The sequence below is a fragment of the Phyllobacterium bourgognense genome (assembly GCF_003337575.1).
Lineage (GTDB): Bacteria > Pseudomonadota > Alphaproteobacteria > Rhizobiales > Rhizobiaceae > Phyllobacterium > Phyllobacterium bourgognense.
This window is the reverse complement of sequence record NZ_QPJM01000010.1, coordinates 67,985-94,525: the sequence shown is the minus strand read 5'-3', so window position 1 is coordinate 94,525 and position 26,541 is coordinate 67,985. Positions and strand designations below refer to the sequence as shown.

Sequence of the window (26,541 nt, the reverse complement as noted above, 5' to 3'; positions counted from 1 at the left end):
GCTTGGGGAGGGGCGAATGCAAAGATTTGTGGTGAAGCTACGCCGGATCAGGTATCCGATACCATGCCGCCGGGGACTGCGCTTGCTTCGGTCGGCTCTATGCGGATAAAACTAAGTGGGGAACGCGAATGACTGTTACCGCAAAGCACGTAGCCGGCGAAGCTGTTTTTGAACCTGTGATCCAGTTCGACATGGATATCAAAGCGTTCCTCTCGGCGTGGTTTCACTGCGACCACATAGCGACTTATCTGGCGCGCATGATCAGCCACAACAGATCCGATTCCGTGCGGCATTCAAATCTGTTTTCTTCTGCATTCAATGAATTATTGGAGGTGGCCTTTCGCACGCGCCATCCCGGCGGTGACTTGGCCTGCAGGGTGTCTCGTCAAGGCGGGACGGATAGGATCGAATTGACCTTCCCATGCACGCGGGACGAGCGACAGTTCTATGAAAATGCGGTGTCGCAGGCTGCTGGGTCCGAAGCTCGGGAGCGATACCTCAACTCAGTATCCGGCGATGTCGCGCCCAGCCGTGAAGTCGTGCTCCTGGAGCTGGCTGTTACCTACAACGCGACGTTGCAGCTTAAGCAGGCCGACGCGAATATGATCACGCTCCTGGTGGATCTCTCACTTGAGGAGCTGCCACATTGACTCCATACGACGCTCTTCCGCATTTTAAAGCGCGATATGACTCGAACAACCAGGAGTTTTCGATTTCAGGGGTGGTAAGGCCCCAAACGATTGATGAGCTTGCACCCAGTATAGCGCTGTTGAAGGATTCCATTAATCGCGTCCGCGGTGTCCTGTACGTGAACATCAGACGCTTGACGCAAATGAACAACACGGCATTTCATGCGTTCTCACGCGTCATCATCGATGCCTGTCGAGCTCACCCCGATCTCAAGTTCGTGGTTGTCACATCAAGCGTCGTCGGATGGACGACGCAAAAATTCGGCCGCTTAAGCGGAATTGAACCAAACATCACCGTCGAGGAGTACGACAGCGAGTTTTATCCTGGACAGAGTTTCCTAGAAGAAGGCGGATTCATTCCGATTCTTCGTACGCAGACGAAGATGACCTGGCGGCATGAGCGGACGATCCTGCCACGCCATGGCATGCAAGCCGGTATCGTCATGGCCGACATTTGCTGCGGAATCGGTGATTTCGCCGTGCTCGTGCAAAAGGAGTTCCAACCGTCGCGAATCGTTGCCCTTGACCACTCCAGATCAAGTCTGGCCTATGCGCGAAGCGTGGCGGCAGCGTTCCATATACGCGGTATTGAATACACCTACGGCGACGCGTCAGAGATGCTGCTGGATGAAGATCAGTTTGATTTGGTGACGTGCCGGCATTCGCTGCAGATATTCAATCGGCCCGAACTCATCCTGAAGGAGCTTTATCGGATATGCAAACCGGGTGGGCGCGTCTATGTCACCAATGAAAAGAATTCGCACTGCCTCGGCGAACCGCGCTCCGAGAGCATTCAGTGGACATACAACGAGGTTGCGAAGCTGTTTGAGCATTTCGAGATGGACGTCGAGCTCGGACCGAAGAGCCGACGGTATCTGATGGAGGCAGGATTCGACGATGTTCAAGTCGAATCGTTCATGGTCACTAACCTAGACGGCGATCCTCAGGACTTCGCCGATATGATCGCAGCGTGGGAAAGCGTCTATGCTGGCGACATGGCCATCAACCGCGGCGCTGCTCCGGACTTCGTCGAACGGTTCCGGCAAGGTTTTCAGGACCATATCTTCGCGGCGCTTCACCCCAAGGGCTATGCCGGCTGGCCGATCTGGGTCGCATCCGGGCGAAAGCCGCTATGAGCGCCGACGGCGAGCAAACGCAGCGCTTCGGTCTGCGCTCCTTCCGCGCAAAGTTCGTGTTGGTCGTCGGCGGCGCAGTTTTGTTCGATCTCCTTGTTAGCGGCGGGTTGGCGCTGTGGAACGTGCAAAAGCTGTCTCAGGACGCGGCTTTGGAAGTCGGTCAAGGTTTGACGACCACAAACCAGGAGTATATTCGCTCCTACGCCGAATCGACTGCTTCGCGCGTTGATCTTCTGGTCGACCGGGTACATGCGGACGTCAAAACGTTAGCTGGAGTTATTCAAGCGCAGATCGACGAGCCGGCGAGGCAAGAACAGATAGGAACGACTCTGGCGCGGCAAGCTCCTGGTTCTGTGACGGTGGTTTACAACCCACAAGGCGATTGGGCGCAGAACCTGCCCGGGGCACCATCCGTGGTGAGCGTCTGGGGCTATTTGCTAGGTGCAAATCACGCCCCACGTGACGACGTCCAGCAGGCGATCGACAACAGTGCCGTGCTCGATCTCGTTGCACCGAGCCTATTGGCCGGCGGATCATCCAAGCTGCAGATGTACTATATAGGTCCAAAGGAATCGCCGATCTTCAGGACCGCGCCCTATACCGAACAGGCCCAGACATTCGACCGGCTCTACCCCGGCCATAACAAGGCCGATTTCTGGGAGTTTTTCTTTCCAGGAATCTATGGTTCCTGGCAACAATGGGCCAGCGATCCAGCCTCCCGCCCGGTCGCCGACGATATCACGCAGACAGCACCCTACACCGATGCCATCACTGGAAAGCTGATCGTCAGTTTTTTTCATCCTTTGTGGACAAAAGACAGGACCGGCGTCGCCGGTACAGCAGGGGCAGATATCACGCTCGACCAGCTCGCTGAGATTGTCGAGAACGTGAAGATCGCTGGAACCGGGTTCGGCTTCCTGACGATGTCGAACGGTAATGTGTTAGCGATAAATCCGGCCGGTGAGGCGATCATCGGCCTCAAATCATCCAGCGACACGGGTACGCAAGGCGTTACCGGCTTGGAGAGGTCCCTTCGGCACAGCACGCAGCCAGCCATCGCTGCGCTGCCTCTCGACCAGGACAATGACGGCGTCATTCAGCATATTATGCTCGATAACCGGGGTGAGAGCGTTCCTTACATTGTCGTTCTCAAGAGATTGCGATCAACAAATCTCTGGAGTTCGGGGCCCATAAAGCCGGAAACAATGTCGGTCGGGATCGTCGTTCCGGAACGGGAGATTTATGCCGCATTATTTGCGGCTCAGGACGGTATTTCTCGAGCAACAAACCGTATTCTGATCTACCAGATAATTGCAATCGCGGTCTCGCTCTTGATCGTTTTTGCAGCGGTACTCGGAATTTCAAAGCGGATCACGGCGGGTTTGAGCGCGCTTGCCAGTGCCGCCCGACGGCTTCAGGCCAAGGACTACTCAGTTCGAGTGAACATTCCCACGCGCGACGAAGTTGGAGAAGCAGGTGCCGCGTTCAACCGAATGGCCGAACAGATCAGCTTTCATACGGAAAACCTTGAGCGCCTGGTTGACGAACGAACCAGCGAACTTGAGGGCGCAAATCAAGAGATTTCCGCACTAAATAGTAAATTGCAGGACGAGAATCTACGCCTCGGGGCAGAACTAGCCGTCGCCAGACAAATTCAGTTGATGGTGTTGCCGAGGGCGCACGAGCTTGAAGCGATCCCTTGCATCGAAATCGCCGCCTATATGCGGCCGGCCGACGAAGTAGGCGGCGACTACTATGACGTCTTGCAGAACGGGTCACGCGTCAAGATCGGAATCGGCGACGTGACCGGTCATGGACTGGAGAGCGGCGTGTTGATGCTGATGGTCCAATCGATTGTACGCGCATTACAAGAAACGGGTGAGGGCGATCCACGTCAGTTTCTAGATCGGCTGAACAGAGCGATATTCAAGAATATAGAGCGCACGAACACCGACAAGCATCTCAGTCTGGCCTTCCTCGACTATGAGGATGAGCGGATAACGCTGTCCGGCCAACATGAGGAGGTTCTCGTCATTCGAGCGGGCGGAGCGGTTGAACGTATCGACACGCTCAACTTGGGCCTACCGGTTGGTCTCGAACTCGACATATTGCCGTTCGTTGAAACGCACGCCATTCCTTTCAGCAGCGGCGACGTGATTGTGCTCTACACCGACGGCGTGACCGAGGCGGAGGACCTGGAAGGGACATTCTACGGTATCAACCGCCTTTCCGAGAGTGCACGCCAACGTTATGGTGGCACCGCCGAAGAGATTAAAACTGGAGTTCTTGAAGATCTTATGGCCCATATTGGAACCCAAAAGATACACGACGACATCACTCTCGTGATTATGAGGCATAAATAACGATGACAACACTGTTCGGTACAGCCGACCTTGCTATCGGCATGAATGAGAGCGTTAGCCGCGTTCGGTTGTTCGACGGACCTCTCGACATCAGTTGGCACCATTGTGCCACAACCTCGGACTTTATTGCCGATCTCTTCGCACTGCGATTTCAGTCGTCTCGCAACGACTACAAGGAAGTTCGGCACAGCGTCGGGTATCTTGTCAACGAGCTTATGGAGAATGCGGTCAAGTTTCGCGCGCCGGGTGAGATCATGGTCGAGGCATCGATGGATGCGGAGAGTTTCAAGGTCAAGATTTCGAACGTCGTTGATAGTGAGACCGCCGCCGAGTTTCAGAGCCTTTTGTCAGAGATCACGGTGGGAGATCCAGCTGAACTCCTTATCCAACGGCTCGAAGCGAATGCTGCAGATCCCGAGGCGACAGGCTCCGGTCTCGGGTTGTTAACATTGATGAGCGACTATGGCGCTCGGCTGGCCTGGATATTCAGTCCAGCCGACGAAACCGACGTGGTCTCTTTGGAAATATATGCTTCCCTTCCGATCTCACAAATTTATCATTAAGCGAAATGAATTCAAATATGGAAATCAAAACAGAACAGTATCGCGTGTGGACCGAAGGGAGCGACATCCATTTCGATGGAATTATGCGGCTGGCCAGTTCTGAGGCGTATGCACCAATTTTGTCTTTGATGATGAGCGTTCTGGCTTCGACGCCGCCCTCCATCACACTCAATCTGTCAGATCTTGAATTTCTCAACTCGTCCGGTATCAACCTGCTGGCGAAATTCACAATAGAAGTCCGCAAGCATCCAAACGTTCACCTTGTTGTTCGGGGAACTTCTGAAACGCCATGGCAGTCTAAATCGTTGCCAAATCTCAAGAAACTACATCCGGCATTGGAACTTCTCGTCCATTGACTGGGGAGAGGACGTCGTTCTCATCACGCAATAGCGGACGATTTAACCTTTCTGAAGATGGGCCGCAATGGCGGAGAGAGTAACCCGGTCAGGCACTCCTATGGCGCGATGTTTGGAAACCAGTGCTCAGTTCAATTGTTGCAGAGTGTAGTGTTCTCAGTCGTTCGACGATCACACCAGGCCGAGATCTGCACGGCCGCTACCATCATCCGGGATATCATATATGGAGCCGTTTGCCGAAGAGGCTAGACGGTGAGGTTGAAATAAAGCAAGTTTCTCCAAATTCTATTGATTGGAGGACGTATTGGCATCCTGGCGTGTGATCTATGTTGACGATGAGAGTGATATTCGCGAGGTCGCCGCAATGGCGTTGGAACTGGATCCTGCTTTCGAGGTGAGAACCTGTGCGGGCGGCCAGGAGGCTCTTGATGCAGCAAGGGCTTGGAACCCGAATCTGATACTGCTCGATGTCATGATGCCCGGCATGGACGGTCCGATGACCTTAGGGGAGCTGCGTCGGGACGCAATCACCCAAGACATACCGGTTGTCTTCATTACAGCAAGAACGCAGGCGCGCGACGTCGAGCGCTTTCTGCAACTGGGCGCGGCGGGTGTCATCGCGAAACCGTTTGATCCAATGGCATTGGCGGGAGACGTACGCAAATATCTTCAGGCGAGCTGAACATGGAAGACAAACTCGGTCAGTTGCGCCGGCGTTTTCTTGAGCGCTGCAAGGCAAATCTTCCTGTTCTTCAGGCCGGTCACTCATTGCTCGACGACGCGACAGGCGATGAGCAGAAGGATTTTTTAGCGCTTGTACACTCGCTGGCTGGGGCCGGTGGTATGTTCGGCTTTCAAGAGATCAGTAACGCCGCAATTGAACTTGAAACGGTCCTTCGTGACGAGGACGGACCGATCGACGTGGTGGCAGCCCACGCTCTACTACGTCGTCTCGTGACAGCAACATGCGCCGCGCTCCAGGACGTCGAAAAGTCCTAAATCACTTGGCCTGCTTGGCAAAACCCTTGCGGGTCATCTCGCCCCAGCCGGTGCCGCCGCGTGCATATTGCCACATGCCTTTCAGGCGCCAGTAATTGTTGAGCTGGCGGTAGCCAAAGTTCTCCAGTATCGCTGCCAAGGTCAGAATAACCAGATCCCGTGCCCTCGGAAAACGCCGCAGCTCGGCCTCTTCAAGGATCAGGGACATGACACTGATAAACACGCCGTAGGTAAACACCAGTGCGGTGAAAGCAAGAAGATAATCGACGGCAAGAATGCCAAGCAGCCAAAAAGCAGGCATCAAAATATAGCCGAGGACTTCGATGACCGGTCCGATGACATCAACCAGCAATATGTGGCCAAAGCCAAGAAAACCAATACGGCCATAGCGCGGATTGAAGAGCATCGAGCGATAGCGGAAGAATACTTCGAGCGAACCCCGCTGCCAGCGGGCACGCTGGCGACCGAGAACGTCAAGGGACTCGGGAGCCTCTGTCCAGCAAACGGGCTCCGGAATAAACTCGATCCTGTAGTCGCGGCGATTATCCCGCATGTGACGATGCAATTTCACCACAAAATCGAGGTCTTCGCCCATCGAACCCTTTGTGAATCCTCCCACTTCTACGGCCTCACGACGGCGAAAAAGACCGAACGCTCCGGAAACCAGCATCAGGCTGTTGATGCGGCTCCAGGCCAGCCGGGCCATCAGGAACGCCCGAAGGTATTCGACGATCTGCAGCAGAGGCAGCAGCTTTCGGGGCAGGCGCACGTTCGAGACACGTCCGCCACTCACCTCGGAGCCATTGGCGATACGAATGGTCCCGCCGACGGCAATGGTCCGCACAGGATCATCCACGAACGGATGTACAGCACGGAGCAGCGCATCCGGTTCGAGAATTGAATCCGCGTCGATGACGCAGAATAACGGCGCACGGGAAACGTTGATACCGGCATTCTGGGCGTCGGCTTTTCCACCGTTCTCCTTGTCGACCACGAACAGGCGGTTACTGAATTGCGACGCATAGATTCCCCGGATCGGCGCATGAGACAGCGCCTCTTCGTACGGCCGGGTCACCAGCTGAAGTTGATACGCCTCCTTCAATCGATCCAATGTCGCATCGCGCGAACCGTCATTGACGACAATTACCTCATAGGCCGGGTACTCCAGCGAAAGTAGCGAACGCACGCTTTCAACGACATTCATCTCTTCATTGTAGGCGGGGACGACAAGCGCTACCGGCGGTGCAACATCGCTGTAGCGACGCCACAGCAGTGTCGCCCTGGCGACGGGAGGACGGCGGGAAAGCGCCAACGCTGCCAGCACCAACTGCAACAAATAGACTGCCGTCTGCGCCAGACCACAAGCGATGACGAACCACGCGATGATTGTGGCACTGCCGGTAGTCCAGGGGAGCCAATTGTTCATTATGCCTCGTACCCTTCCTCGGCGAGCAGAAGTGCGGCGGTCCGCTGACTGCGAGGTTTACCGTTTCTTGCAACCTCCGCCAGAACGCTGCGGCCCTCAGTGCCCAGATTGAAGAGCGCCTTGCTGGCCGCGTACCGAACCAGCCATTCGTCATCCTCAAGGAGCTCGCTCAGTTGCCTACTGGCGGTATCGAGGCCAATGCGAGCTGCTGCCGCTGCTGCTTCTGCACGAACTTGCCAATCTTCGCTCGAGAGCGCACGCACAACCGTAGCGGCTCCTGCCGGGTGTGCGAGTTCGCCAATCGCATGGATGGCTGCAGCACTGACTTCCGGCTCGCCATCTGCTACGGAGGCGGCAAACAAGGGCAAGAGCGAGTAATCGCCCGAAGTTCCAAGCGCCTCTATCGCTGCGGCCTGTACAATCGACGGTGTATCTCTCGATGTCAGGATTGTTCTCAACTCATCTGATCGATCCGACGGAAGGCGGCGAAACAGACCAACCAGACGGCGCGATGCCAGGTCCCCCACTCTCAGTTCGTCCAGCAAATCCGACAGCGGCATGGTGCTGCCGCCAGCGACAAGGCCGATTGCCGCCGCAAGGCGTACGTCTGCCGATCTATCCTTCAGCGCTCTCTGAAAAGCCGCCAATGTGTCGGAGCCGGGAAAAAACGGCAGAGCCTCGACCGCATGAATTCGACGGGTTTTATCGCCCCGGGTGACACGCGAAATGAGCTCTTTGGCAACCCCTGCTGTGGTCAGGACATTGACGAGACTTTCGTGTTCGTCACCCCGCATGAGGTTGAGGAATTCGAGCGCCAAATCGACAGTAGTTGACATGGGAACTGTGGCGACTTTGCCCAGAAAAGCTTCTTGATCGCCGTCTTCGGTGAAGGTGAGGAAAGCAGGAAGTAGCCGCTTACGGGCCTGTTCGCGACGATCCTGCCTGTGTGCTCGAAATAGACGCGCCGCCACCAAGCCCACCATCACCAACAATGAAATGGTGGCAAGAAGGAGGGACGAAATCCAGAGGCCGTACAACATCAAAACCGCCAGGTCATGCCAACGCCGTAAACGTCGCGATTGTAAGCATTCTCGCGTTCTTCGTGGGCGAAGTTGGTCCGAAGGGTCACCTGTTCGTTGACGTCGAATGAAAGTCCGCCGAAAACCGATCGCGTTGGGATCATCACGCCGTCAGAGGGCTCCAAGGCGTCAGAGTAACCGGCAAAAACGCGCAAGCGATCGACAACGGCCCAGTCGACGCGGGCAAGGTACCCTCCCGCATGGTGCTGTTGTTGATCGAAGACGTTGATCCACTTGGCTGTCAGCACCAGTTTTTCCGACCACAGCGACTGCTGCAGTCCCGGTGAAATCGTTTCGACATTGCCGTCGCTATAGCGTTCGAATTTAAGATCAAGCGTCGCCGACAAAGGTCCGAAACGCTCGCCTCCCTTTGTAACGACGAAGGCTCCGCCACCGCCGATGGCGTATTGCGGCAAGAAATTCGCGTCGGGTGTCACTGAGGCGGCTGCGTATCCGGAGAAAAGCTCGCTGAATTTGTGCGCGATGCCAAGCTCGGCCTGCTGGTCGTGATGATCGAAGCGCGTGGCCGCAAAGAAACGGGCAGTCAGTGTGGTATCAGGGCCGAACGCGCGCGATAGCGCGACGCTGGCCTCCGACCAGTCCGGTTGCGATCCGGTCAAGGTGCTATAGTTGCCATCGATGTCGAGCCGCCAAAATTTCGGCGTGGGCGCTTCGAGACGCTGGCGAACGTCCGCCGATTCCGGATCGAGTATGTGTGCTTTCTGGTAGGCTTCGAGCGCCGCGTTTTCGCGCCCACGCGCCCGGCGAGCATCCCCTAGGCCGAGAACGGCATCGACATCGCTGCCATCGGAGGCAACAAGGGCTGCAAAAGCCGCTTCCGCTTGGGCGGTGTGCCCCTCGAGAAGCAAAACCCGCGCCCGCAATCCCTCGATTTCTCGGTTATCCGGTGCCGCTGTGGAGAGTAACTGCAACTGAGCCGCAGCCTGTTCAATATTGCCTGTCCAGACCGACAACCGGACAAGGCCAATCCTGGCATCGAGCGAATTCGGTTCAAACGATAATGCTTTCTCAAAGCTCAGCCGCGCATCGTCGAACTTCTGCTGATACCCTTGCACCAGTCCCAGCGCGACGAGCACGTCGACATTGCGTGGATCGCGGTTCAACGCCTCGCGGTATAGAGCTTCCGCTTCGGCAAAGCGTCCCTCGGTCCGAAGTTTGCGTGCTGCGCCTATCCATTTAACAGCGGGATCCAGACGCGCGACAGTAGGCGTCTTCCGAGCAGGTTTGCCTGAATCTCGTGCTGCGGCATGTGGTCGTGCTTTCTCCGCTTCCGCTTTGGCGATGTTGACCCGCAGTGCGTCGGCGTCGGCGTCATTCGGCCGTTCTGTCAGAACCTGATCAACGAGTTGCTGCGCCCCCGCGAGATCGCCGCGCCTGAAGGCTATCTGAGCAAGTCCAAACTTGGCGTCAACATAAGCTGGTGATATCTCAAGCGTTCGCTTAAAGGCCGCTTCCGCGCCGTTCATGTCCCCTTGGGCGAGGAGTGTAAAACCCAGCTGGACAAAGACATCAGCGTTGGCCGGCGCGATTTTTGCTGCCTCCTCAAGCTTGGACCTTGCCTCGTCAAACTTTTTATGAAGCCGCGCCTCCACCGCTTCCTTGTAAAGGCGCTCGACATCGCTCGTCTGCGCGAGTGCCGATGCCGCACAAAAACTCAGCACAGCCGCCGCAGCGGTTCTCCAGGCGAAGCGTCGCGCCTGCATAACTACCGTCTCGCGGCAAGCAGCCGCGAGATACGCGCCAGCAGCTCGTCGGGAATAAAAGGCTTGACCAGATAATCATCCGCACCCCGATCAAGCGCACTGACGATATCTTTTTCGGCCCTTCGCGCGGTTAGCATGACCACTGGCACAGGTGAAAAATTCGGATCCTGCTTGACGCGCTTTAGCACTTCAAACCCGTCCAGGAGCGGCATCATCGCATCGAGAACGATCAGGTCGGGCCTTTCTGCCGCCATAGCGACGAGCGCGTCCTCACCGTTTTCAGCGCGAACCACTGAATAGCCCTTGGCCTTGAGCTTGAATTCAACAAGGTCAAGGAGCAACAGGTCATCATCGCAGATCAGGATTTTTGCTTTTTCGGTCATGCAGTCATCCAAGCCATCTTGTCTTTCAAAATGCCGAATCAGATTTCAAGTGTGCACTGCAGGATTATTGCTTTAGCCCGTGCAGGGCAAATCCGGAAAAAGATCGCCATGCAGGGAATGTGGAACGGAGTCTGTCGATCGTCGCCAGCAACGTAGGCAGTTTTCCCTGAAAACTGATTCTGCTACCGGATACTGTTATCTCATGGTTGAACCTATAAATCATCTTTTCCTTTGATGAAACCGGTACGTCCGACAGCACGACGGCATCCGCCGCAGAAAAGCGGACAAGCTCAGCTGTGCCCGTTTCCGAACGCACATAGCTCCGGTGAACTTCATCCGGGATGGGTCCATTTTCCAAGGCAATGACAATGTCGACGCCGTGTAAAACGCCCCAGGTCAGCCATGGCTCGGAGACATTCACGATCGCCTGATCTTCCGTGCGGTAGGACATCACCGCCAAGGATGAAATAAATGGCCGTATGCGTTCGATCGCTTCCTGCCCGTAAAGATCATCGGTCAGCCAGAATGGAACGACGACCTCGACCTTGCCACGCCAAAGGGCGTGAAGTTGTTTCAGCGTGTCAGACCAGTCATTCCACATAGTTCGCCGATCAAATGCATATGCCGGCAATATATACGGCTCGATATCATACTGTATGCCGGCAAGCCGCCCGCTTGGCGTCGCTGCTTCCTGGAATCTGGAGATAGCGCCTGTCCGCGCCAGTGCATTGTTTCTTCCATCGCCACGGATCATCCCGGGATCACCCTCAACGGCAAAGACCGCTATGCCAAGATCTGCTGCTTCCACCAGGAATGCCCCAAGCACCTCTGGCTGTGCAACTTGACCCGATACGATGTCGAGCTGAAGGTAAAGGCGATCAAGCTGCATCGATTTCGCCCAGGCAAGGACTTCGCCGGGTTTTCGCTGCCATTCTTCCGGTTTCCATACCCAGGATGCCAAGATAGCGGGTTTGGCAGGTTTCGCATCCGGTTGCAGAATGATTGACTTGATCTCGATCTTGCCTGCACTCTCCGGACACAGGACCACGATTTGATCCGCGTCATGTCTCGGCGTGTTAAGGCCAGACGAATTCAACCCCAGTGACAATTCCATCTTTGACATCTCGTTCCGCGGAAAAATCAGCGCAGTTGTTGGAGCGTCCGCTCCGGCTACAGTGGCTGCAAAACGGAATTCGCCGCGTGCGACACCCTCGATCGCGATGGTTTGGTCAAGACCTTGGGGAAAACGGTGCGCTCTTGGTTTCAGGATCGATCCGGCAGGTGCTTTGCCAGGCTTGCAGATCAACCGCAGTCCATAACCGTCCTTTTTGATAAACACGCGTTTTTCTCGCCCGAAGACGGTTGGATCCAACAGTGATAAAACGTTGACTCCAAATGGCAATAGGGCCAAACGCGGCAACGCATCAGCGTTGTCGCCACGCGCTCGTTCAGGGACAAAATGCCCGTCTTTTGTCGAACCTTCGATGACAAGGCTGGAGGGCTCTGTGGGGCTCTTGGCAATAAGACCCTCCCAAGTGACGTCCGCTCGCTTCATCACACTATCTTGTCTTTCACAGATACCAGGATTCAGTTCGTTCCTGAGCAAAACGGGATCTGAACTGCCTTTGCACAAATCGAGCCAATCAGCGTATGCCGATAGAGTACTCCCGACCAGCAAAGTGGCTTGCAACATAAGGATTCTGACGAGATGATGCATAACCGGACGTCGTTCACGTCTTCTCAGGGGTTCGCGACGCCACGCTTTTGGCCATGACATCGCGGATGACCTTGGCGACATCTATTTCGGTTGTCCTGGTCTTGGTCAACGCGGCCGTCACTTGCTGCTTGAGGGCCTCGCTTATGTCCATAGCCGAAAAAATTATGACAGCTGTCCCTGTGGGAATAAACGGAAGGAGGTCGGCGCCGGAACCATCCGGCAAGGAGAGATCGAGGATCACCGTTGAATAGTTATTGCCGGCCAAACGCTCCAATGCTTCGGCGCTTGTGGTCACCCCATCGATTGAAACATCATCGCCTATCGCCGCTGCAATGACTTCGCGGACACTGAGATCATCTTCGATGTGCAGGATTCTCGGCTTACCAGCAGATGTTTGGCAAGCCTTGCGAATGGCCAGAGCAAATCTCTCGGGATCGACGGGTTTTTGAATCCAGTCGACCACACCCAGGGCCGAGCCGTTGATTGCAGCTCTGGCTTCATCGACGATTGCAGAAATGACCACGACGGGCAGATGTTCTGTGGCTTTGTTTGCCCTCAAATCCCTAAATACCTCGATGCCGCTTTCGCCAGCAAGCCGAATGTCCAAGGTGATGGCTTTGTAGTTGTTTTCCCGAATGAGCCGTTTCGCCGATGCAACGCCGTGGGCGATATCGCAATCGATGCCTTCGTCTTGGAGGAGTATTTTTATCAGTCTGGCAACGTCGTGATCGTCTTCGACGACCAGAACCCGGTCCCATCCCTCGGTAACGAGAGGTGCCTGTAATTCGATTTGCTCGGCAATGGGAACGTCGACGTAAAAAGTTGTTCCCTGACCTGCCTGCGATTCGAACGAGAGTGCTCCGCCGAGGCGTTCGGCGATGGCCTTGGAAATGGAAAGCCCCAGTCCAGTACCGCCTTTTTGTTTGGTATCCGAAGAGTCCGCCTGTTCAAACTTGCCGAATATTCGGGTTCGGAACGCTTCGGGAATGCCCGGACCGCGATCACTGACGGAGACGCGAATGCTTTTCGGTCGAGAATCAAGGGATATCGACACGTCCCCGCCAGCAGGGGAAAACTTGATGGCATTGGACAGGAGATTGTTCATCACCTGGTGAAAGCGGTCGCTGTCGACGAGTACCTCTGCTCCTGGTGCATTGTCCTTGATCGTCCAGCCGATGCTGTGCTCGTTGAAATAGCCACTGTTTGCCTCGACGGCTTGATCAATGAGATGCCGCAAACCATAGGCTTGGATATGGAATGGCATACGGCCGGATTCGATCCGCTCCATGTCGAGAATATCGTTGATCAGCCTGACGAGGCGCTCGCTGTTGGCCTGGGCTATCTGAAGAAGTGTTTTGGCCTTGGGTGGAAGTTCGCCCGCCGCCCCGCCGGTTATCAAGCCCAAAGAGCCGCGGATCGACGTCAATGGTGTCCGCAGCTCATGACTGACTGTCGAGATGAATTCGTTCTTCATCTGCTCGGCCTGTTTTTGCGCAGTAATGTCGATCAGGAATCCTTCCCACAGCGTCTGGCCATTGTCATCCTGCCGAGGTTGCGCCTGACCACGCAGCCAGATTTCTGAGCCATTGCTCATATAATAAGGCGTCTCCAGATCCCAGGCAGTTGAGTTCACAGCGGCCTGCCGAAGCTTGGCCGTGACCTCTTCCTTATAGGCATCCGGCACCCTCGACATGGGATCGATACTGCCATTGACGAAATCCTCGGGCGAAACGCCCAAGAGCCGTTCCACGCCTTTCGAGACGAACAAAAGGGTCGGCTTTCCATCCGGCGAAATTTTTTGCTGGAAGAACATTCCCGGCGCATTATCGGTGACGCCTTGAAGACGTTCGACGGCGTCCTTCATCGAAGAAAGGGCCCAGCGACGCTGACGATCGCCAAGCACCAGAAGGCCCATCAAGATGGTCGCAGCAAAGTTGATTGGCAGTGTAAAGGGTAAAGCATCCTTCACCAGTAGCAGTGCGGTTTCTTTGGGCAACAGCAGGAGTGTGGGGAGCGGCAACAAGGTAGCAACGAGACCCAAGGCAACGAGATCCTGAAACTTGAGCGGACGATGCCTTGCCGTGAAATACCAATACAAGGCGCCACCGAGCGCTGTTACGACGATGCCCACGACACCGGGAAGTGCACCAGAATCAATCCACAAGCGTACGGCAATCACGATCGCAGCGGTAACCGTCACGCCGACAATGCCGCCGAATCCGGCAGACAATGCGATCACGACGCTTCGCGCATCCAAAAGGATGCCCGGCAAGATCTCCAGGGGCCCAGCCATCGAAAGAAAGCCAGCGATCCCGAAGATCAGTCCGATCACCAAACGCCTGGTCAGTGGACGGCGATCCAATCTGGACCCAAGCAGGGCTAGAAGCAACGCCGCAACGACGAGGACACTTGCACTCTGGATGAGGTGAATAACTGTTTCAAACGACATCTTGCTCTTCCCCTGTTCGCTCAGACGTTATCAGATTTTAAACTAACAAATCATCCTACATACTGGTTTTGCGTTTCGCTGTCAGATGGGGATTCTCCATGAAGCTGCTAACGATTTCCGGGCGCACCGTCGCGTAACTTGTAGATTATGACCCTTGTTGCACAAAGTTGCTTTTATTGTCACCTCTAGTTACAAATGCTTATTGACAAGGGGGATTTCCCTCGAGTGTCGTGTGCGCGATCTCCTGGCAGATTTCCATCATCTGTTTGATACTATTATATTATTGTTGTGAGAAAAATTAGTGCTGTCGCCTCCGTTAACTGAATGGTCACAAAACAGTTCGGATACGCTGTCATTTGCATCTTTCGATTTACATAAGTACTATATAATGGGCACGCTAAGTAATCATCGTCTGCTCGGAGGTATCAATCAACCGTTGGTATTGGATTGCGCTACGATAGCCCCTGATGTCCAATTCTAAACATGGTCGTTGGCACAATCGATGAGGTTGCTGGTCTATTATTGTTGCCTGGTGCAACGGGAATCGTCACGTCTTTGACGCGCATATGTTGTGATCTGGAGATAGGCATTTGTTCTCTCAATAAGGCGGGTTTTGTAGACGCGCTGGAAATGAATGGCTTTGTGCGATGAATGGTCCGCATAATCACAATCTTGTGGAGTTGGACTTGAACTGCGAAGCAGGGATGCTGTCCGCGATTCCGAACAAAGTCGGGCCGAGATTGGAAACGCCGATGGGGGGCGTAATTGATGTTTCCCGGCCTCCCGGCTCGCTGACATTTCATACCAATGCGGAATTCGCTACGGTAATTCTGGCCCCGTCACCCAATATGGAAGCGGCCTTTGCAAGCGATCGTTTGCAAACGTTCGACGCTGCCGTCGGAATGCTGGTTGTCAATCCATCGAATGTCGACCGGACGCTGAAATGGTCCACGACGAAACGGAATGCAGCAATTGCTTTTGGCGCCAGTGCCTATTCGGACCTTGCGTCATCCGAACTCGAAGGGGCCAACTGGGAACTGCGGCCGCCAAAATTCGGGCATATCGATCTACGGGCGTTGCGGCTCGCAAAAGCTATGGCCAGCGAAGTCTCTGCTTCCACAAGTAATCCATTATATCTCGATGCCCTCCTTACGGTGTTTGGTATTCATCTTCTGAGACACTATTCGAACGCCAAACTGCACTTGAAGGCTACCGCGTCCCGACGGCTGTCGGGACAAACGTCGAAGCGGACAGTAGAATATATGAACGAAAACTTGTCCGAAAACTTGTCGATTAACGATCTTGCGCGAATCTCCCGCATGTCTCCCAGTCATTTTATTCGGGCATTCACGCTGACGTTTGGCATGCCGCCACATCAGTATCTTGTAAATCTGCGCCTGAAAATGGCTGAAAAGCTCTTGATCAAAACCAATCTGTCGATTTCAGATATTGCTTTTCAAACCGGGTTTTCGAGTCAGAGTCATCTGACAAATACAATGAAGCGATTCAAGCATATAACGCCTGGCAAGATCAGAACCACTAACTGATCGCTTCAAGCATAAACCCGACTTGATCCGCTTTCGAATTATATCAAATCAAACCGAGTGCTAGGGGAACAAAGGATTCGGTGTTGCGCACCGTTGGCAGGCCAATCCAGCACAGGCGGCTAAACCGCCTGTTTACTTGAGCCATCGTGTCCAATTGATCTTCGTCTGTAGCAACAAGTCTCCGAAACCGGGACAATATTTAGCGATAAAGTAGATTAACCTCTTTTTGTTAAACCTAATCATTCCGTGGAAGCGCGATCCTGTAAAAGCGGCACTATAATGATATATTTTTGTCAAAAATTATGTTGTCAATTCCGAATGTGAAGCGGAGTGCGACATATCTTGTCACTGGTGGAAACTCAATTTGGTGCGTTCCGTAAACGTTTATGGCCGATAGCCCAAGTCGGCATAACCCGGTACCTGGGCGGAGGAATCAGCCGGCCAGGTGATTGGAAGCCGGCAATGTCCGGTCTATCCCAGTCCCTTGTCGATGAACTTAATCAAAGAATAAGTGCCGTTCTGGTATCGCTGGAGAAGCGACAACAGACGGCGTTGCCCGATCCGCGATGCGACCTTCTGCTTGCAACCTACGTGTTGGGCCTGACGACTCCTTTCTACAAAGGCCGACCGCCAGAACAGCATCTCGAAGCGATCCGAAACTATCTTGTTCGCGTGATGCCGTCCGAACGGGTGGCGGAGGCGCTTCTGGCGACGCCCGCCGACGGGGACGACTGGTATACGAGCTCTCTTGATCCGATCGAGGCGATTGGCCGCAAGGATGGGCACGCACTTTTCGTCCGATACGTTGGTGCCGACCGCACCGCGGCAATTCAGACCAATACTCTGGACCGGAAATGAATGGCGGTTTCAGAGGAGAACCAGCCGTGACCGATTTGAAAGGGACTGCTAAATGACGCATTTGCCAAGTGTGACTGCTTTCCGTCAGATCGCCCGCTTCACGGCAAATTGGGTGCCGGGGGCACTCGAAGACAACCGCTCCCTGCGCCGGCGTCTGATGGCGGCCTTGCGCAGGGCGCATCGTGTGCTCGGCATGCGCCGCAAAGGTCTGGGGCTTGGCATGCTGGGCGGCGGCAGGATGCTGGCGGTTGCATTGGGCATGATCGCCTTCGGGGGCGTAGCCACGCCGGCATTGGCGCAATACCAGGCTGGCGGCGGCACGGCATCAGCCGGCAACGCCGTCGCCATCGGTAACGGTGCCCAAGCGAATGGCACGAACAGCGTGGCGTTGGGCACCTCTAACAGTGCAACGGGCAACGCTTCGATCGCCATCGGCTATTCGATGGGTGTCAATGGTCTCAACGCCATAGGTATAGGCGTCTTCGCCGGCGCGAACGGCGTCAACGCACTCGCCTTGGGCGGGAATGCCCAGGCGACCGGCGACGGAGCAAGCTCCATTGGCGTCAACTCGGTTGCAGCCGCAGGCTCGGCCGCCTTTGGCCTGAATGCGCGTGCCGACGGAGTGAACTCGACGGCGATCGGCTATGTTACCCGGGCGACCGGGCTGCGCGCCACCGCGCTCGGGTTTGGGGCAACAGCGTCGGGGCTGGATGCGCTTGCCCAGGGTAATAGCGCCGTCGCAAGCCAGCAGAATTCCATCGCCATCGGCTTCCAGGCGACCTCGACTGCGGTCAACGCCATCAATCTCGGCAACCGCACTGTTGCGGGAGGGGGCGCCCTTCAACAGGGCGCCATCGCCATCGGCACGGACGTGACGGCAAACGCGCGCGACGCCACTGCGATCGGGCGCCAGAGCCAGGCGACCGGGGCTAATGCCGTGTCGATGGGTGTCCTGGCCAACGCATCGGCCGGTGGTGCCTACGCGTTCGGCACCAACACTGTGGCGTCGGGGATCAATTCCGTCGCACTTGGCAACTCCGCCGATGCGACCGGTGCTGCAGCGATGGCGTTCGGCGTAAGGGCCCTGGCGAGCGGCGACGTTACGATCGCCATGGGCCAGGACGCCATTGCCAGCGGCCAGAACGCATCCGCATTCGGATCTGGAGCGAGTGCGGCGGGAGCCAATTCTCTCGCTGCCGGCGTCAGCGCCAGTGCCAGCGGAATCGCCAGCACCGCGCTCGGTATCGGCGCCGTAACCAGCGGCACGAATGCCGTCGCTGTCGGCGTTTCGGCGAGCGCGTCCGGGTTGAACTCTATCTATCTCGGCTCGCGCACTTTTGGAGCAGGCGCCAGCGCACAGAGCGCCATCGGCATCGGCACGGACGTGTCGGCGTCCGCAACCAACGCCATCGCGGTCGGTCTCCAGTCCACTGCGAGTTCCGTCGACGCCGTTGCCATCGGCACCAACGCAAACGCCAGCGGCGGCAAGGCTGTCGCCATCGGCGCCGGCAACGTCGCCTATGGCGACGGCGCGGTCGCTATCGGCGATCCGAGCTACGCCAGCGGCACCGGCGCCTTCACGGGCGGCGCGAATAACATCGCCAATGCCGACGGCACAGCGAGCGCCACGGCGGCCAATGCGGCCAACGGCGCGGTCGCCATCGGTAACAACAATGTTGCGATCGGCCAGGGCTCCGTGGCGCTAGGCAACTTCAGCCGTGCGGGCGCCGCGGGCGCGGTCGCCTTCGGTGACGCTGCAGTGGCGAACAATGCCGACGATGTTGCTCTGGGGTCAGGCTCAGTCACATCGGTGGCGATCGGCACGCCCAGCGCAGTAATCAACGGCACGACCTACGCCTTTGAAGGGACCACTCCGACCTCCACGGTCAGCATCGGCGCGCCCGGTGCTGAACGCACCATCACCAATCTGGCGGCGGGCCGAATCAGTGCGACGTCAACCGATGCGATCAACGGCTCGCAGCTCTTCGCCACCAACAGTGCAGTCGACAGTCTTGGTGCCACGATCAACAATATCAACGATGGCGGTGGCATCAAATATTTCCACGCCAACTCGACGCTCGCGGATTCCGCCGCAACGGGGGCAGATTCCGTAGCCATCGGCCCGGTATCCACCGCAACCGGCGCTGGCTCGGTATCCGTCGGTAATGGCGCCACCGCCACCAATGCGAATGATGTGGCGCTTGGCTCCGGTAGCCAGACCGCAGTTGCGGTCGCCACCCCCGGAACCACGATCAATGGCGTCAGCTATACTTTCGCCGGTACAACGCCGACTTCGACTGTCAGTGTTGGGGCGGTCGGCGCTGAACGTACCATTACCAACGTGGCTGCGGGCCAGATCAACGGAGGGTCGACCGACGCGATCAACGGATCACAGCTCTTTGCGACAATCCAGTCGATCGACGCCGTGTCGGGTCAGCTTACGCACTATTACAGCTACAATGACGGGGGGACCCAGCAGGCAAACTATGCCAATGATGGCGCGACCGGAATCAACTCATTGGCGGCAGGCGTTGCCGCATCGTCGGCCGCAGCAGAGTCTCTTGCTTTGGGTTATAACACCCAGACAACGGTGCTCGGGGGCATAGCACTCGGCGCAGGGTCAGTATCGGACCGTGCTCTCGCACCGTCGACCGGAACGATTGGAACCTTTATCCCCTTCAATACCACCGATCTCACCCTGCTCGGTGCCGTATCGGTCGGAAATGCCACCGGCTATCGCCAGATCACCAATGTGGCCGATGGCACCGAGGACAGCGATGCCGTTACCATTCGCCAACTTACCGGCGCGCTCAGATCGTTCGCGACCACGACGACCAGATACTTCCACGCCAACTCCGTCCTGCCGGATTCGCTCGCGGTTGGAACCGATTCTGTGGCAGTAGGCCCATCGACAGTCGTCAATGGCGACAATGGCATTGGCATAGGCAATGGTGCGCTCGTCCAGCAAACCGCTCCGGGCGGTATCGCCATCGGTCAGAACGCTACGGTCAATTTTGCAGACTCGGTGGCTCTCGGTACCAATGCTCAGGCGAACGGCATCCAGTCCATGGCACTCGGTGCCGGGGCGACCACCACTTTCGCAACCAACGTTGCGCTTGGAGCGGGAGCCCAGGCCACCGCGCAGGCCGGGGATGTGGCACTGGGTGCCGGGTCGACCACGTCGAGCGCGGTCGCAACGACCAGCACCACTATAAACGGGACCACCTATAACTTTGCCGGTACCAATCCCACTTCGACAGTGAGTGTCGGCAGTGCCGGTGCGGAGCGTACAATCACCAACGTGGCGGCGGGCCAGATCAGTGGGACGTCGACCGACGCCATCAACGGCAGCCAGCTCTACGCAACGAACCAGTCGATCGAAGCGCTCACGACGGGCATTGGCAATCTTGGAGACTCGGCGGTCCAGTATGACGACAAACCAGATGGCACGAAGTCGAACACAATCACGCTCCAGGGCGGTGATCCCGGCGCGCCGGTTCTGATCAGCAATGTCGCCGCCGGTGTTAGCAATACGGATGCAGTGAATGTCAAGCAACTGAATGATGGGATGGCCACGACACTGACAGATTCCAAATCCTATGCCGACCAGGTCGGTGCGACGACGCTTAGCAGTGCCAACGCCTACGCCGACTCCAAGTTCGGTCAGCTCAGTAACGATATCGGTGAGGTTCGCAGTGAAGCTCGAGGGGCGGCTGCGATCGGCTTGGCCGCGGCATCGCTGCGCTATGACGATCGTCCCGGCAAACTCAGTGTCTCGATGGGTGGTGGTTACTGGCGCAACGAAGGTGCATTGGCCTTTGGTGCCGGCTACACCAGCGAGAATGGACGCGTACGTGCCAATCTGTCTGGTGCCACAACAGGTGGCAATGTTGGTGTTGGCGCCGGCATCAGCCTTACCCTGAACTGAGACGCCTGACAAAATGCTGCGAGAAAAGTCTTCGATAATAGTGAAGATCCTGGTTTGCCTGCTTTTGACGGGCAACCAGGCCGCGGCAGGAGGCTATAAAATCAAGCCATCGGACGTGCTGGTGCCACAAGACGTGCCCATGGGCAAGTATCGGCGGATCACCCAACCCTTTGAGAACTGGATTCTCATTTGTGACGAGAACCTGAAGACCAGGCGCAAAGTGTGCAACATCAGCCAGACCTTTACCGATGAAACGGGAGCGCAGATATTCAGCTGGTCGCTGGCAGCAAATGTGGACGGTAAGCCGTTCATGATCTTGCGCGTGCCGCCAGCAATCGGCACGGGTAGCAAAATTTCGCTGAAACTTACGGACCGCGACGTAGATGTCGACGTTGCGGCTTGCGACGCGTCGGTCTGTATTGGTTATCAGCCTGTCGGTCCGATCCTGCGCCAGGAAATTGTTAAAGAGACGACGGCCCGGGTTTCGTATCCGATGGGCGTGGGTCAGGACGTCAGTATCGATGCCCCATTCAAAGGACTTGCGGCTGCCCTGTCCGCGATCAAATAGTGAAAGAATGTAAAATTGACCAAGCAATCAATCAATGATCGGATACTATCCCGTTCGCAGAGCAAGTCAGATGAGGAAGCGTCGGCCGGTGCAAGTTCCCAGCTCGTGCGGCGGATCACATTATTCTGCAGCATCGGTGCTTTTCTGGCGGCCGGGGCGGCACTCGCTTTTCAAATCAGCTCACACATCGGTGCGCTGTTGTTTACTGAAGCGACGGCCCAGGCTCAAGCTCCCGAAAGCGCCAAAGGTGATACGCCATTCCATAAACACGTCAGCCAAGCAGGCATCAGTACCTGTGCCAATCTTGTTCCGGTACTCGGGCAAGCGCTGACCTTTGGCTCGACCTACGCTGTTAACACCCAGTGGAACAAGACTTCTCCCGATGCACATTCCGTACAAGCCGTTGCAGGCATGAGCTACGACACTCCAGAATATAAGGAAAAAGCAGCTGGCGTCATCGTTGCTTCACCGACGGGTGAGGGTTGCGAGGGGACTTTTGTCCGCGTGGCACCGTTTCAAAAGCCCTGCCAGGAGGTAGTTGCAACCTTGCCGCAGGGAAGCACACTCGCCGAAACTCTTTCTGGGACACCCTATTACAATCTCGCAAATAATTCCGGTCAAGCGCTGCTGATCTCCTCGGGCAATTCCTGTGTCGTCGTTTCTGTGGGGAGTTTGGCAGGATGAAACGGCATATCATTCTGTCAACCCGGACAATGGAGCGTTCATATGTATGTTAAGCGGATCCTCTCGATTGGGTTGCTCGCAATGGTCGTTGGGCTTACTCCGAGCAGCCGTGCAGCCGATATGTCTGATCCCGAGTCAATTCCCGAACCGATCCTCGCGGAGAAAGGGATCTGGGGCGCACTTGCCTACTCCATAACGGACAATCGCCACGGTTTCTTTTGGGGAGCGGACAAGCGAGATGAAGCCGAGAATACCGCCCTCAAATATTGCGAGAACGCAGACGGAAAAAACTGCAAGGTTGTCACGGTTTTCCGCAATCATCGTCACTGGAAAGACGATGATGACACCGGCTTTCCTTATGAGCATTGTGCCGCTTTGGCTGTAGGAAAACCTGCAGCCGGTGGAACCTCGCCCTGGGGAGCTGCCTCGGAAGAGACTCGACAGAAGGCAGAGGAAAAGGCGACCAATCTCTGCGGAGGTGAGGGGCAGGAATGCAAGGTTCGCGAGTGGGTTTGTACCTAACGTCTATTGTCGAGAGAACGGGACAGGACAAAACACACCAATTGAGGGCTTAGAATTTAAAAGGGGCCGGTTGCGAGTTTTACGGGTTCATCGACTCAGACTGGCTTGGGGTGCGGCCGTTAAACCGAGCGATTCATCTTGTCACCTCACAACACTTGGTATGCCTTTCGGGACAGAGCCGTCGAATCGGGCTTGATATGGGCGACGCAGCGGCGCTCGTGACTGGATCCGGGTGTGGCGGTACATCCGAATGCCGGCGCTCTGCCATGCCTCTTTCCTCCATTTCACCCGATCTGTTCGAATGTGCATTGTCGCGGCGCTTTGTCGGGTCGCCAACGCACAAATCGGGTACCATGGCGGAAGCGGTCATTGGTCACATGATCGAACTTGACCTCAACCACCAATTCCGGCCGCAAAGGCTGCCATTCACTGCTCTTCCCGGTCGCCCAACGGCTCGGGCCGCCGGGTGCACGACCCGTGAAACCTTCCCCCTTCAGCGCCTCGAGCTTTGGGGTCAGCGCCGGCGCTTCGGAGGCGGATATCATGGAGGTAAACCCCACATGATCGAGCATGCCATTCTTATTGTATAAGCCGAGCAACAGCGACCCGACAACGTTCGTACCGCTTCGGTAACGGAAGCCGCCCACGACGCAATCGGCAGTGCGGATACGTTTGACTTTTAGCATTGTCCGCTCTCCCGGCCTATAGGGTGCATCGAGGAGTTTGGCGACGACGCCGTCCGTTGCACCATGTCCCGAAGCGTCCAGCCAGGTCTGCGCCTTGGCTCGATCGGTGGTCGCCGGCGAGATAACCAATTTGTCCTCGTCCTGGACCGATTGCACGAACCGCTCCAGCAGACTGCGCCGTTGCCGGAGTGGCAGCTCGAGCAGTACCGCACCGTTCTCATCTGCCAGGATATCGAACACAGTGAACTTCGCCGGCGTTGACAGCGAGAGTTTGCGGATTCGGCTTTCAGCCGGATGTAAACGCATTTGCAGCGCATCGAATTCCGGTTTGCCGTCAATAATCACTACCAGCTCCCCATCGATCACAAACTCAACGGCCCTCGCCGTCTTGAGGTATGCGACCATCTCGGGAAAATAGCGCCCAAGATCCTTTCCGGATTTGGCGAACAAGCGAATGTTTTCGCCCTTCTTGAAGGCCAGGCAGCGAAATCCGTCCCATTTCGGCTCATATTGCCAAGGCCCGCCGGCCGCGGGCAGCACTTCTGTGGTGCGTGCTTCCATGGGTGCAGTATCCAGAGGAAGAGAAAATTCAGGTGCGGGCGCCATTGCAAGTCCTTTTGTCCGGAACCGACTTCCTTGGCATAGGGTTCCGCTAAACCGGAACAAAACGCAGCGCCGGAAGTTGCCAATGTACATAAATGCAGAAAGGAACCACGCTCATGAACGCGCCCATAACGCCGCCCCGTCCCGAGGAACGAGGCACAAAGCTTCCGGAAAAACCCAAGCCGCGCGATACGCCTTTCCCCGCACCCGGCCAACCGCCGACGCCAAAACAGCAATCGGAACTAGAAGACGACAAAGAGAAGGAGCGTCCACGCGAGCTATGAATGGGACGAAGCTAAACACTTCTAATCCGACGTCACACCGAACGATTGAAATAGGTGTATCGTCCGAATTGGGGTATTGCAGGGTAAATGCAAATCTGAGATCATTGCTCATCCTAGAAGTCCAAATAAAAAGACCAGGGAACAGGAGGAAACATAGTTCGTAATTCTCGATGGAGTACAACTATGATTTCGAATTCGAGCTACGCAAATATCGCTGTTTCGTACAAAACGGGGGGCAGCGGGTCATGAACGACAAGTCTTTTTCATCTCCAGTACTGATCAGCCTCGGTGCCATGGGGCTTCGCCTCGTCTCTTCGGCGTGGGAGGCATTGGAGTGTCTGAAGAACCAATGGCCACAGCAGGATGGGGTCGAATACCGGCGTGCCACGCGAATGTGCCGGGATGCCCTCGAAGGCTGGATGCCGCCGGCAAAGGCGAGGCAAGCATTCGTCATTGCCGCGCAGCGCGCGGGTGTATTGATAGGCAAGCCCACGTTGAAATGAACTAAAGTGGCGTGAGGTTGCTGCAGCGGATACTTCTATCTCGCGCCATCCGCATGGGAGCGAGAATTAGATTTTTGACCATCTTTTGCACTGTCGAAGAGATTACGCAGCTGTGCAAAGCGGCTTTTGCCACTTGCGGTTGTAAAAGCTGTCGCAATTCTCCCGAAGGATGTTATTGAAATCGTTGAATCTTTGACGGTCATCCCCTCAGGAACGATGGGCGCAGCCGGCTTACAATTCATTTAATTGAACAATTTCAATTTGTTAAGTCTCGTATTTCCGTGACCCTCCCCTTGTGACCAAACTGTAATATAAGTGTCACATGACTGTTATAAACCTTCTGTAGACAGCGCTTACTTCAACAGCTTCTAACGGGAGTAACACGATGAACAAGCTTCTAACCACTGCCGCTGTGCTTTCGATCGCCGTAGGCGCGTCGACGGTCGCAGCGTCTGCACGCGATCAGGTCCAGGTGTCGGGCTCTTCGACGGTCCTGCCATACGCCAAGATCGTTGCCGAGACTTTTGGCGAAACATATCCTAATTTCAAGACGCCAGTCGTTGAATCCGGTGGTTCCGGCGCAGGCATCAAGGAATTCTGCAAGGGCGTCGGCGAAGACACGGTCGACATTGCCAATTCATCCCGTCCGATCAAGGAGAGCGAATTGAAGTCTTGCGCCGATGCCGGCGTCAAGGACGTCCAGGAAATCCGCATCGGCTATGATGGCATCGTTTTTGCCACCGACGTCAAGGGTCCGGATTGGGCTTTGGCGCCGAAGGACATCTATACAGCGCTTGCTGCCCAGATCGTGGTTGACGGCAAGCTTGTCGCTAATCCAAACAGCAAATGGAACCAGGTGAATCCGGCTCTCCCGGACTGGGATATCGCCGCTTACATTCCTGGCGAAAAGCATGGCACGCGCGAAGTTTTCGAAGAAAAGCTGATGACCAGCGGTTGCAAGACGACCGGCGCTGCCGATGCGATCAAGAAGCTCGGCCTTGACGAAAAGGCCGCCGCTGCCGCCTGTGTCAAAATCCGCAAGGATGGCAAGGCAATCGATATCGATGGCGATTATCCGGAAACGCTGGCTCGTATCGATGCCAACAAGACTGGCGTTGGCGTATTCGGCCTCGCCTTCTACGAGAACAATGCCGACAAGCTGAAGGTTGCTACGGTTGAAGGCGTTGTTCCGAGCACGGAAACCATTTCTTCCGGCAAATACCCGGTTTCCCGTCCGCTGTTCTTCTATGTCAAGAAGGCCCATCTCGGTGTCATTCCTGGCCTGAAGGAGTATGTCGACTTCTTCCTCAACGATCAGATGATCGGACCGGACAGCCCACTGGTCGAGTATGGCCTCGTTGCTGCTCCAGATGCAGAACGCAAAGCGCAGCGCGATGCCTTCTCTGCCGGCACAACAATGAAGTAAGCTTCGGCTTACGGAAACGGGCGGCCTGGGCTGCCCGTTTACCTTTTG

The 26,541-nt window shown here is 56.1% G+C and carries 23 protein-coding genes; 16 read left to right on the top strand and 7 right to left on the bottom strand.

Annotation, left to right across the window (positions count from 1 at the left end; all coding sequences use genetic code 11):
- Window positions 1-128: 128 nt before the first annotated feature.
- From C7476_RS17355 to C7476_RS17325, 7 genes are all read left to right on the top strand, one after another.
- Window positions 129-650, top strand: a complete 522-nt coding sequence (locus C7476_RS17355; protein ID WP_114431152.1) for a ubiquinone biosynthesis methyltransferase UbiE — start codon at window positions 129-131, stop codon at window positions 648-650.
- The gene (locus tag C7476_RS17350; RefSeq protein ID WP_114431151.1) at window positions 647-1,825 is read left to right on the top strand and encodes a class I SAM-dependent methyltransferase; all 1,179 of its coding nucleotides are present in this window, start codon (window positions 647-649) and stop codon (window positions 1,823-1,825) included. Before C7476_RS17355 ends, C7476_RS17350 begins: the two co-directional genes overlap by 4 nt.
- The gene (locus C7476_RS17345) at window positions 1,822-4,188 is read left to right on the top strand and encodes a SpoIIE family protein phosphatase (RefSeq protein WP_114431150.1); all 2,367 of its coding nucleotides are present in this window, start codon (window positions 1,822-1,824) and stop codon (window positions 4,186-4,188) included. Before C7476_RS17350 ends, C7476_RS17345 begins: the two co-directional genes overlap by 4 nt.
- 2 nt (window positions 4,189-4,190) lie before the next feature.
- Window positions 4,191-4,751 (top strand): slr1658 superfamily regulator, encoded by a 561-nt coding sequence (locus tag C7476_RS17340; RefSeq protein WP_181872486.1) that lies wholly within the window; start codon window positions 4,191-4,193, stop codon window positions 4,749-4,751.
- 17 nt (window positions 4,752-4,768) lie between these two features.
- Window positions 4,769-5,107 carry a slr1659 superfamily regulator gene (locus C7476_RS17335; RefSeq protein WP_114431149.1) on the top strand — a complete coding sequence of 113 codons (339 nt, stop codon included), beginning with the start codon at window positions 4,769-4,771 and terminating at the stop codon, window positions 5,105-5,107.
- Between the two features lie 304 nt (window positions 5,108-5,411).
- Complete coding sequence (locus C7476_RS17330) at window positions 5,412-5,789, top strand: response regulator (protein ID WP_114431148.1); 378 nt, start codon at window positions 5,412-5,414, stop codon at window positions 5,787-5,789.
- Window positions 5,790-5,791: 2 nt separating this feature from the next.
- On the top strand, window positions 5,792-6,106 hold the full coding sequence (locus C7476_RS17325) for an Hpt domain-containing protein (RefSeq protein WP_114431147.1): 315 nt from the start codon (window positions 5,792-5,794) through the stop codon (window positions 6,104-6,106).
- Window position 6,107: 1 nt separating this feature from the next.
- On the opposite strand, the gene C7476_RS17320 is transcribed toward C7476_RS17325, so the two are convergent.
- From C7476_RS17320 to C7476_RS17295, 6 genes are all read right to left on the bottom strand, one after another.
- Window positions 6,108-7,532, bottom strand: coding sequence for a glycosyltransferase family 2 protein (locus C7476_RS17320; RefSeq protein ID WP_114431146.1), 1,425 nt, complete (start codon window positions 7,530-7,532; stop codon window positions 6,108-6,110).
- Window positions 7,532-8,572 carry a HEAT repeat domain-containing protein gene (locus C7476_RS17315; protein ID WP_114431145.1) on the bottom strand — a complete coding sequence of 347 codons (1,041 nt, stop codon included), beginning with the start codon at window positions 8,570-8,572 and terminating at the stop codon, window positions 7,532-7,534. The genes C7476_RS17320 and C7476_RS17315 overlap by 1 nt, the downstream gene beginning before the upstream one ends.
- A complete protein-coding gene (locus tag C7476_RS17310; protein ID WP_114431144.1) occupies window positions 8,572-10,335 on the bottom strand; it encodes a tetratricopeptide repeat protein in 1,764 nt (587 codons plus the stop codon). Before C7476_RS17310 ends, C7476_RS17315 begins: the two co-directional genes overlap by 1 nt.
- A gap of 2 nt (window positions 10,336-10,337) precedes the next feature.
- The gene (locus C7476_RS17305) at window positions 10,338-10,718 is read right to left on the bottom strand and encodes a response regulator transcription factor (protein ID WP_114431143.1); all 381 of its coding nucleotides are present in this window, start codon (window positions 10,716-10,718) and stop codon (window positions 10,338-10,340) included.
- 64 nt (window positions 10,719-10,782) lie between these two features.
- Window positions 10,783-12,273 (bottom strand): hypothetical protein, encoded by a 1,491-nt coding sequence (locus C7476_RS17300; RefSeq protein WP_147274678.1) that lies wholly within the window; start codon window positions 12,271-12,273, stop codon window positions 10,783-10,785.
- A 175-nt stretch (window positions 12,274-12,448) separates the two neighbouring features.
- Window positions 12,449-14,884 (bottom strand): ATP-binding protein, encoded by a 2,436-nt coding sequence (locus C7476_RS17295; RefSeq protein WP_114431141.1) that lies wholly within the window; start codon window positions 14,882-14,884, stop codon window positions 12,449-12,451.
- A 752-nt stretch (window positions 14,885-15,636) separates the two neighbouring features.
- Between C7476_RS17295 and C7476_RS17290 the strand changes: the two genes are divergently transcribed.
- The 6 genes from C7476_RS17290 to C7476_RS17265 all read left to right on the top strand — a co-directional run bounded on the left by C7476_RS17290 (window position 15,637) and on the right by C7476_RS17265 (window position 22,991).
- Window positions 15,637-16,431 (top strand): helix-turn-helix domain-containing protein, encoded by a 795-nt coding sequence (locus tag C7476_RS17290; RefSeq protein ID WP_114431227.1) that lies wholly within the window; start codon window positions 15,637-15,639, stop codon window positions 16,429-16,431.
- Window positions 16,432-16,893: 462 nt separating this feature from the next.
- The gene (locus tag C7476_RS17285; RefSeq protein ID WP_114431140.1) at window positions 16,894-17,289 is read left to right on the top strand and encodes a hypothetical protein; all 396 of its coding nucleotides are present in this window, start codon (window positions 16,894-16,896) and stop codon (window positions 17,287-17,289) included.
- 52 nt (window positions 17,290-17,341) lie between these two features.
- Window positions 17,342-21,217 (top strand): YadA-like family protein, encoded by a 3,876-nt coding sequence (locus C7476_RS17280; protein ID WP_114431139.1) that lies wholly within the window; start codon window positions 17,342-17,344, stop codon window positions 21,215-21,217.
- Between the two features lie 13 nt (window positions 21,218-21,230).
- A complete protein-coding gene (locus tag C7476_RS17275) occupies window positions 21,231-21,785 on the top strand; it encodes an invasion associated locus B family protein (protein WP_114431138.1) in 555 nt (184 codons plus the stop codon).
- Window positions 21,786-21,800: 15 nt separating this feature from the next.
- Complete coding sequence (locus C7476_RS17270; RefSeq protein ID WP_114431137.1) at window positions 21,801-22,469, top strand: hypothetical protein; 669 nt, start codon at window positions 21,801-21,803, stop codon at window positions 22,467-22,469.
- Window positions 22,470-22,511: 42 nt separating this feature from the next.
- On the top strand, window positions 22,512-22,991 hold the full coding sequence (locus C7476_RS17265) for a DUF4189 domain-containing protein (protein WP_425374000.1): 480 nt from the start codon (window positions 22,512-22,514) through the stop codon (window positions 22,989-22,991).
- A gap of 284 nt (window positions 22,992-23,275) precedes the next feature.
- Here the strand turns inward: C7476_RS17265 and C7476_RS17260 are convergent, their stop codons facing one another.
- The gene (locus C7476_RS17260; protein ID WP_114431136.1) at window positions 23,276-24,283 is read right to left on the bottom strand and encodes an ATP-dependent DNA ligase; all 1,008 of its coding nucleotides are present in this window, start codon (window positions 24,281-24,283) and stop codon (window positions 23,276-23,278) included.
- Window positions 24,284-24,396: 113 nt separating this feature from the next.
- Between C7476_RS17260 and C7476_RS28205 the strand changes: the two genes are divergently transcribed.
- The 3 genes from C7476_RS28205 (at window position 24,397) to C7476_RS17245 (ending at window position 26,493) form a co-directional block, all read left to right on the top strand.
- On the top strand, window positions 24,397-24,564 hold the full coding sequence (locus C7476_RS28205; RefSeq protein WP_181872485.1) for a hypothetical protein: 168 nt from the start codon (window positions 24,397-24,399) through the stop codon (window positions 24,562-24,564).
- A gap of 245 nt (window positions 24,565-24,809) precedes the next feature.
- Window positions 24,810-25,067 (top strand): DUF982 domain-containing protein, encoded by a 258-nt coding sequence (locus C7476_RS17250; protein ID WP_112524224.1) that lies wholly within the window; start codon window positions 24,810-24,812, stop codon window positions 25,065-25,067.
- A gap of 385 nt (window positions 25,068-25,452) precedes the next feature.
- Window positions 25,453-26,493 carry a substrate-binding domain-containing protein gene (locus C7476_RS17245; RefSeq protein WP_114431134.1) on the top strand — a complete coding sequence of 347 codons (1,041 nt, stop codon included), beginning with the start codon at window positions 25,453-25,455 and terminating at the stop codon, window positions 26,491-26,493.
- Window positions 26,494-26,541 lie beyond the last annotated feature (48 nt).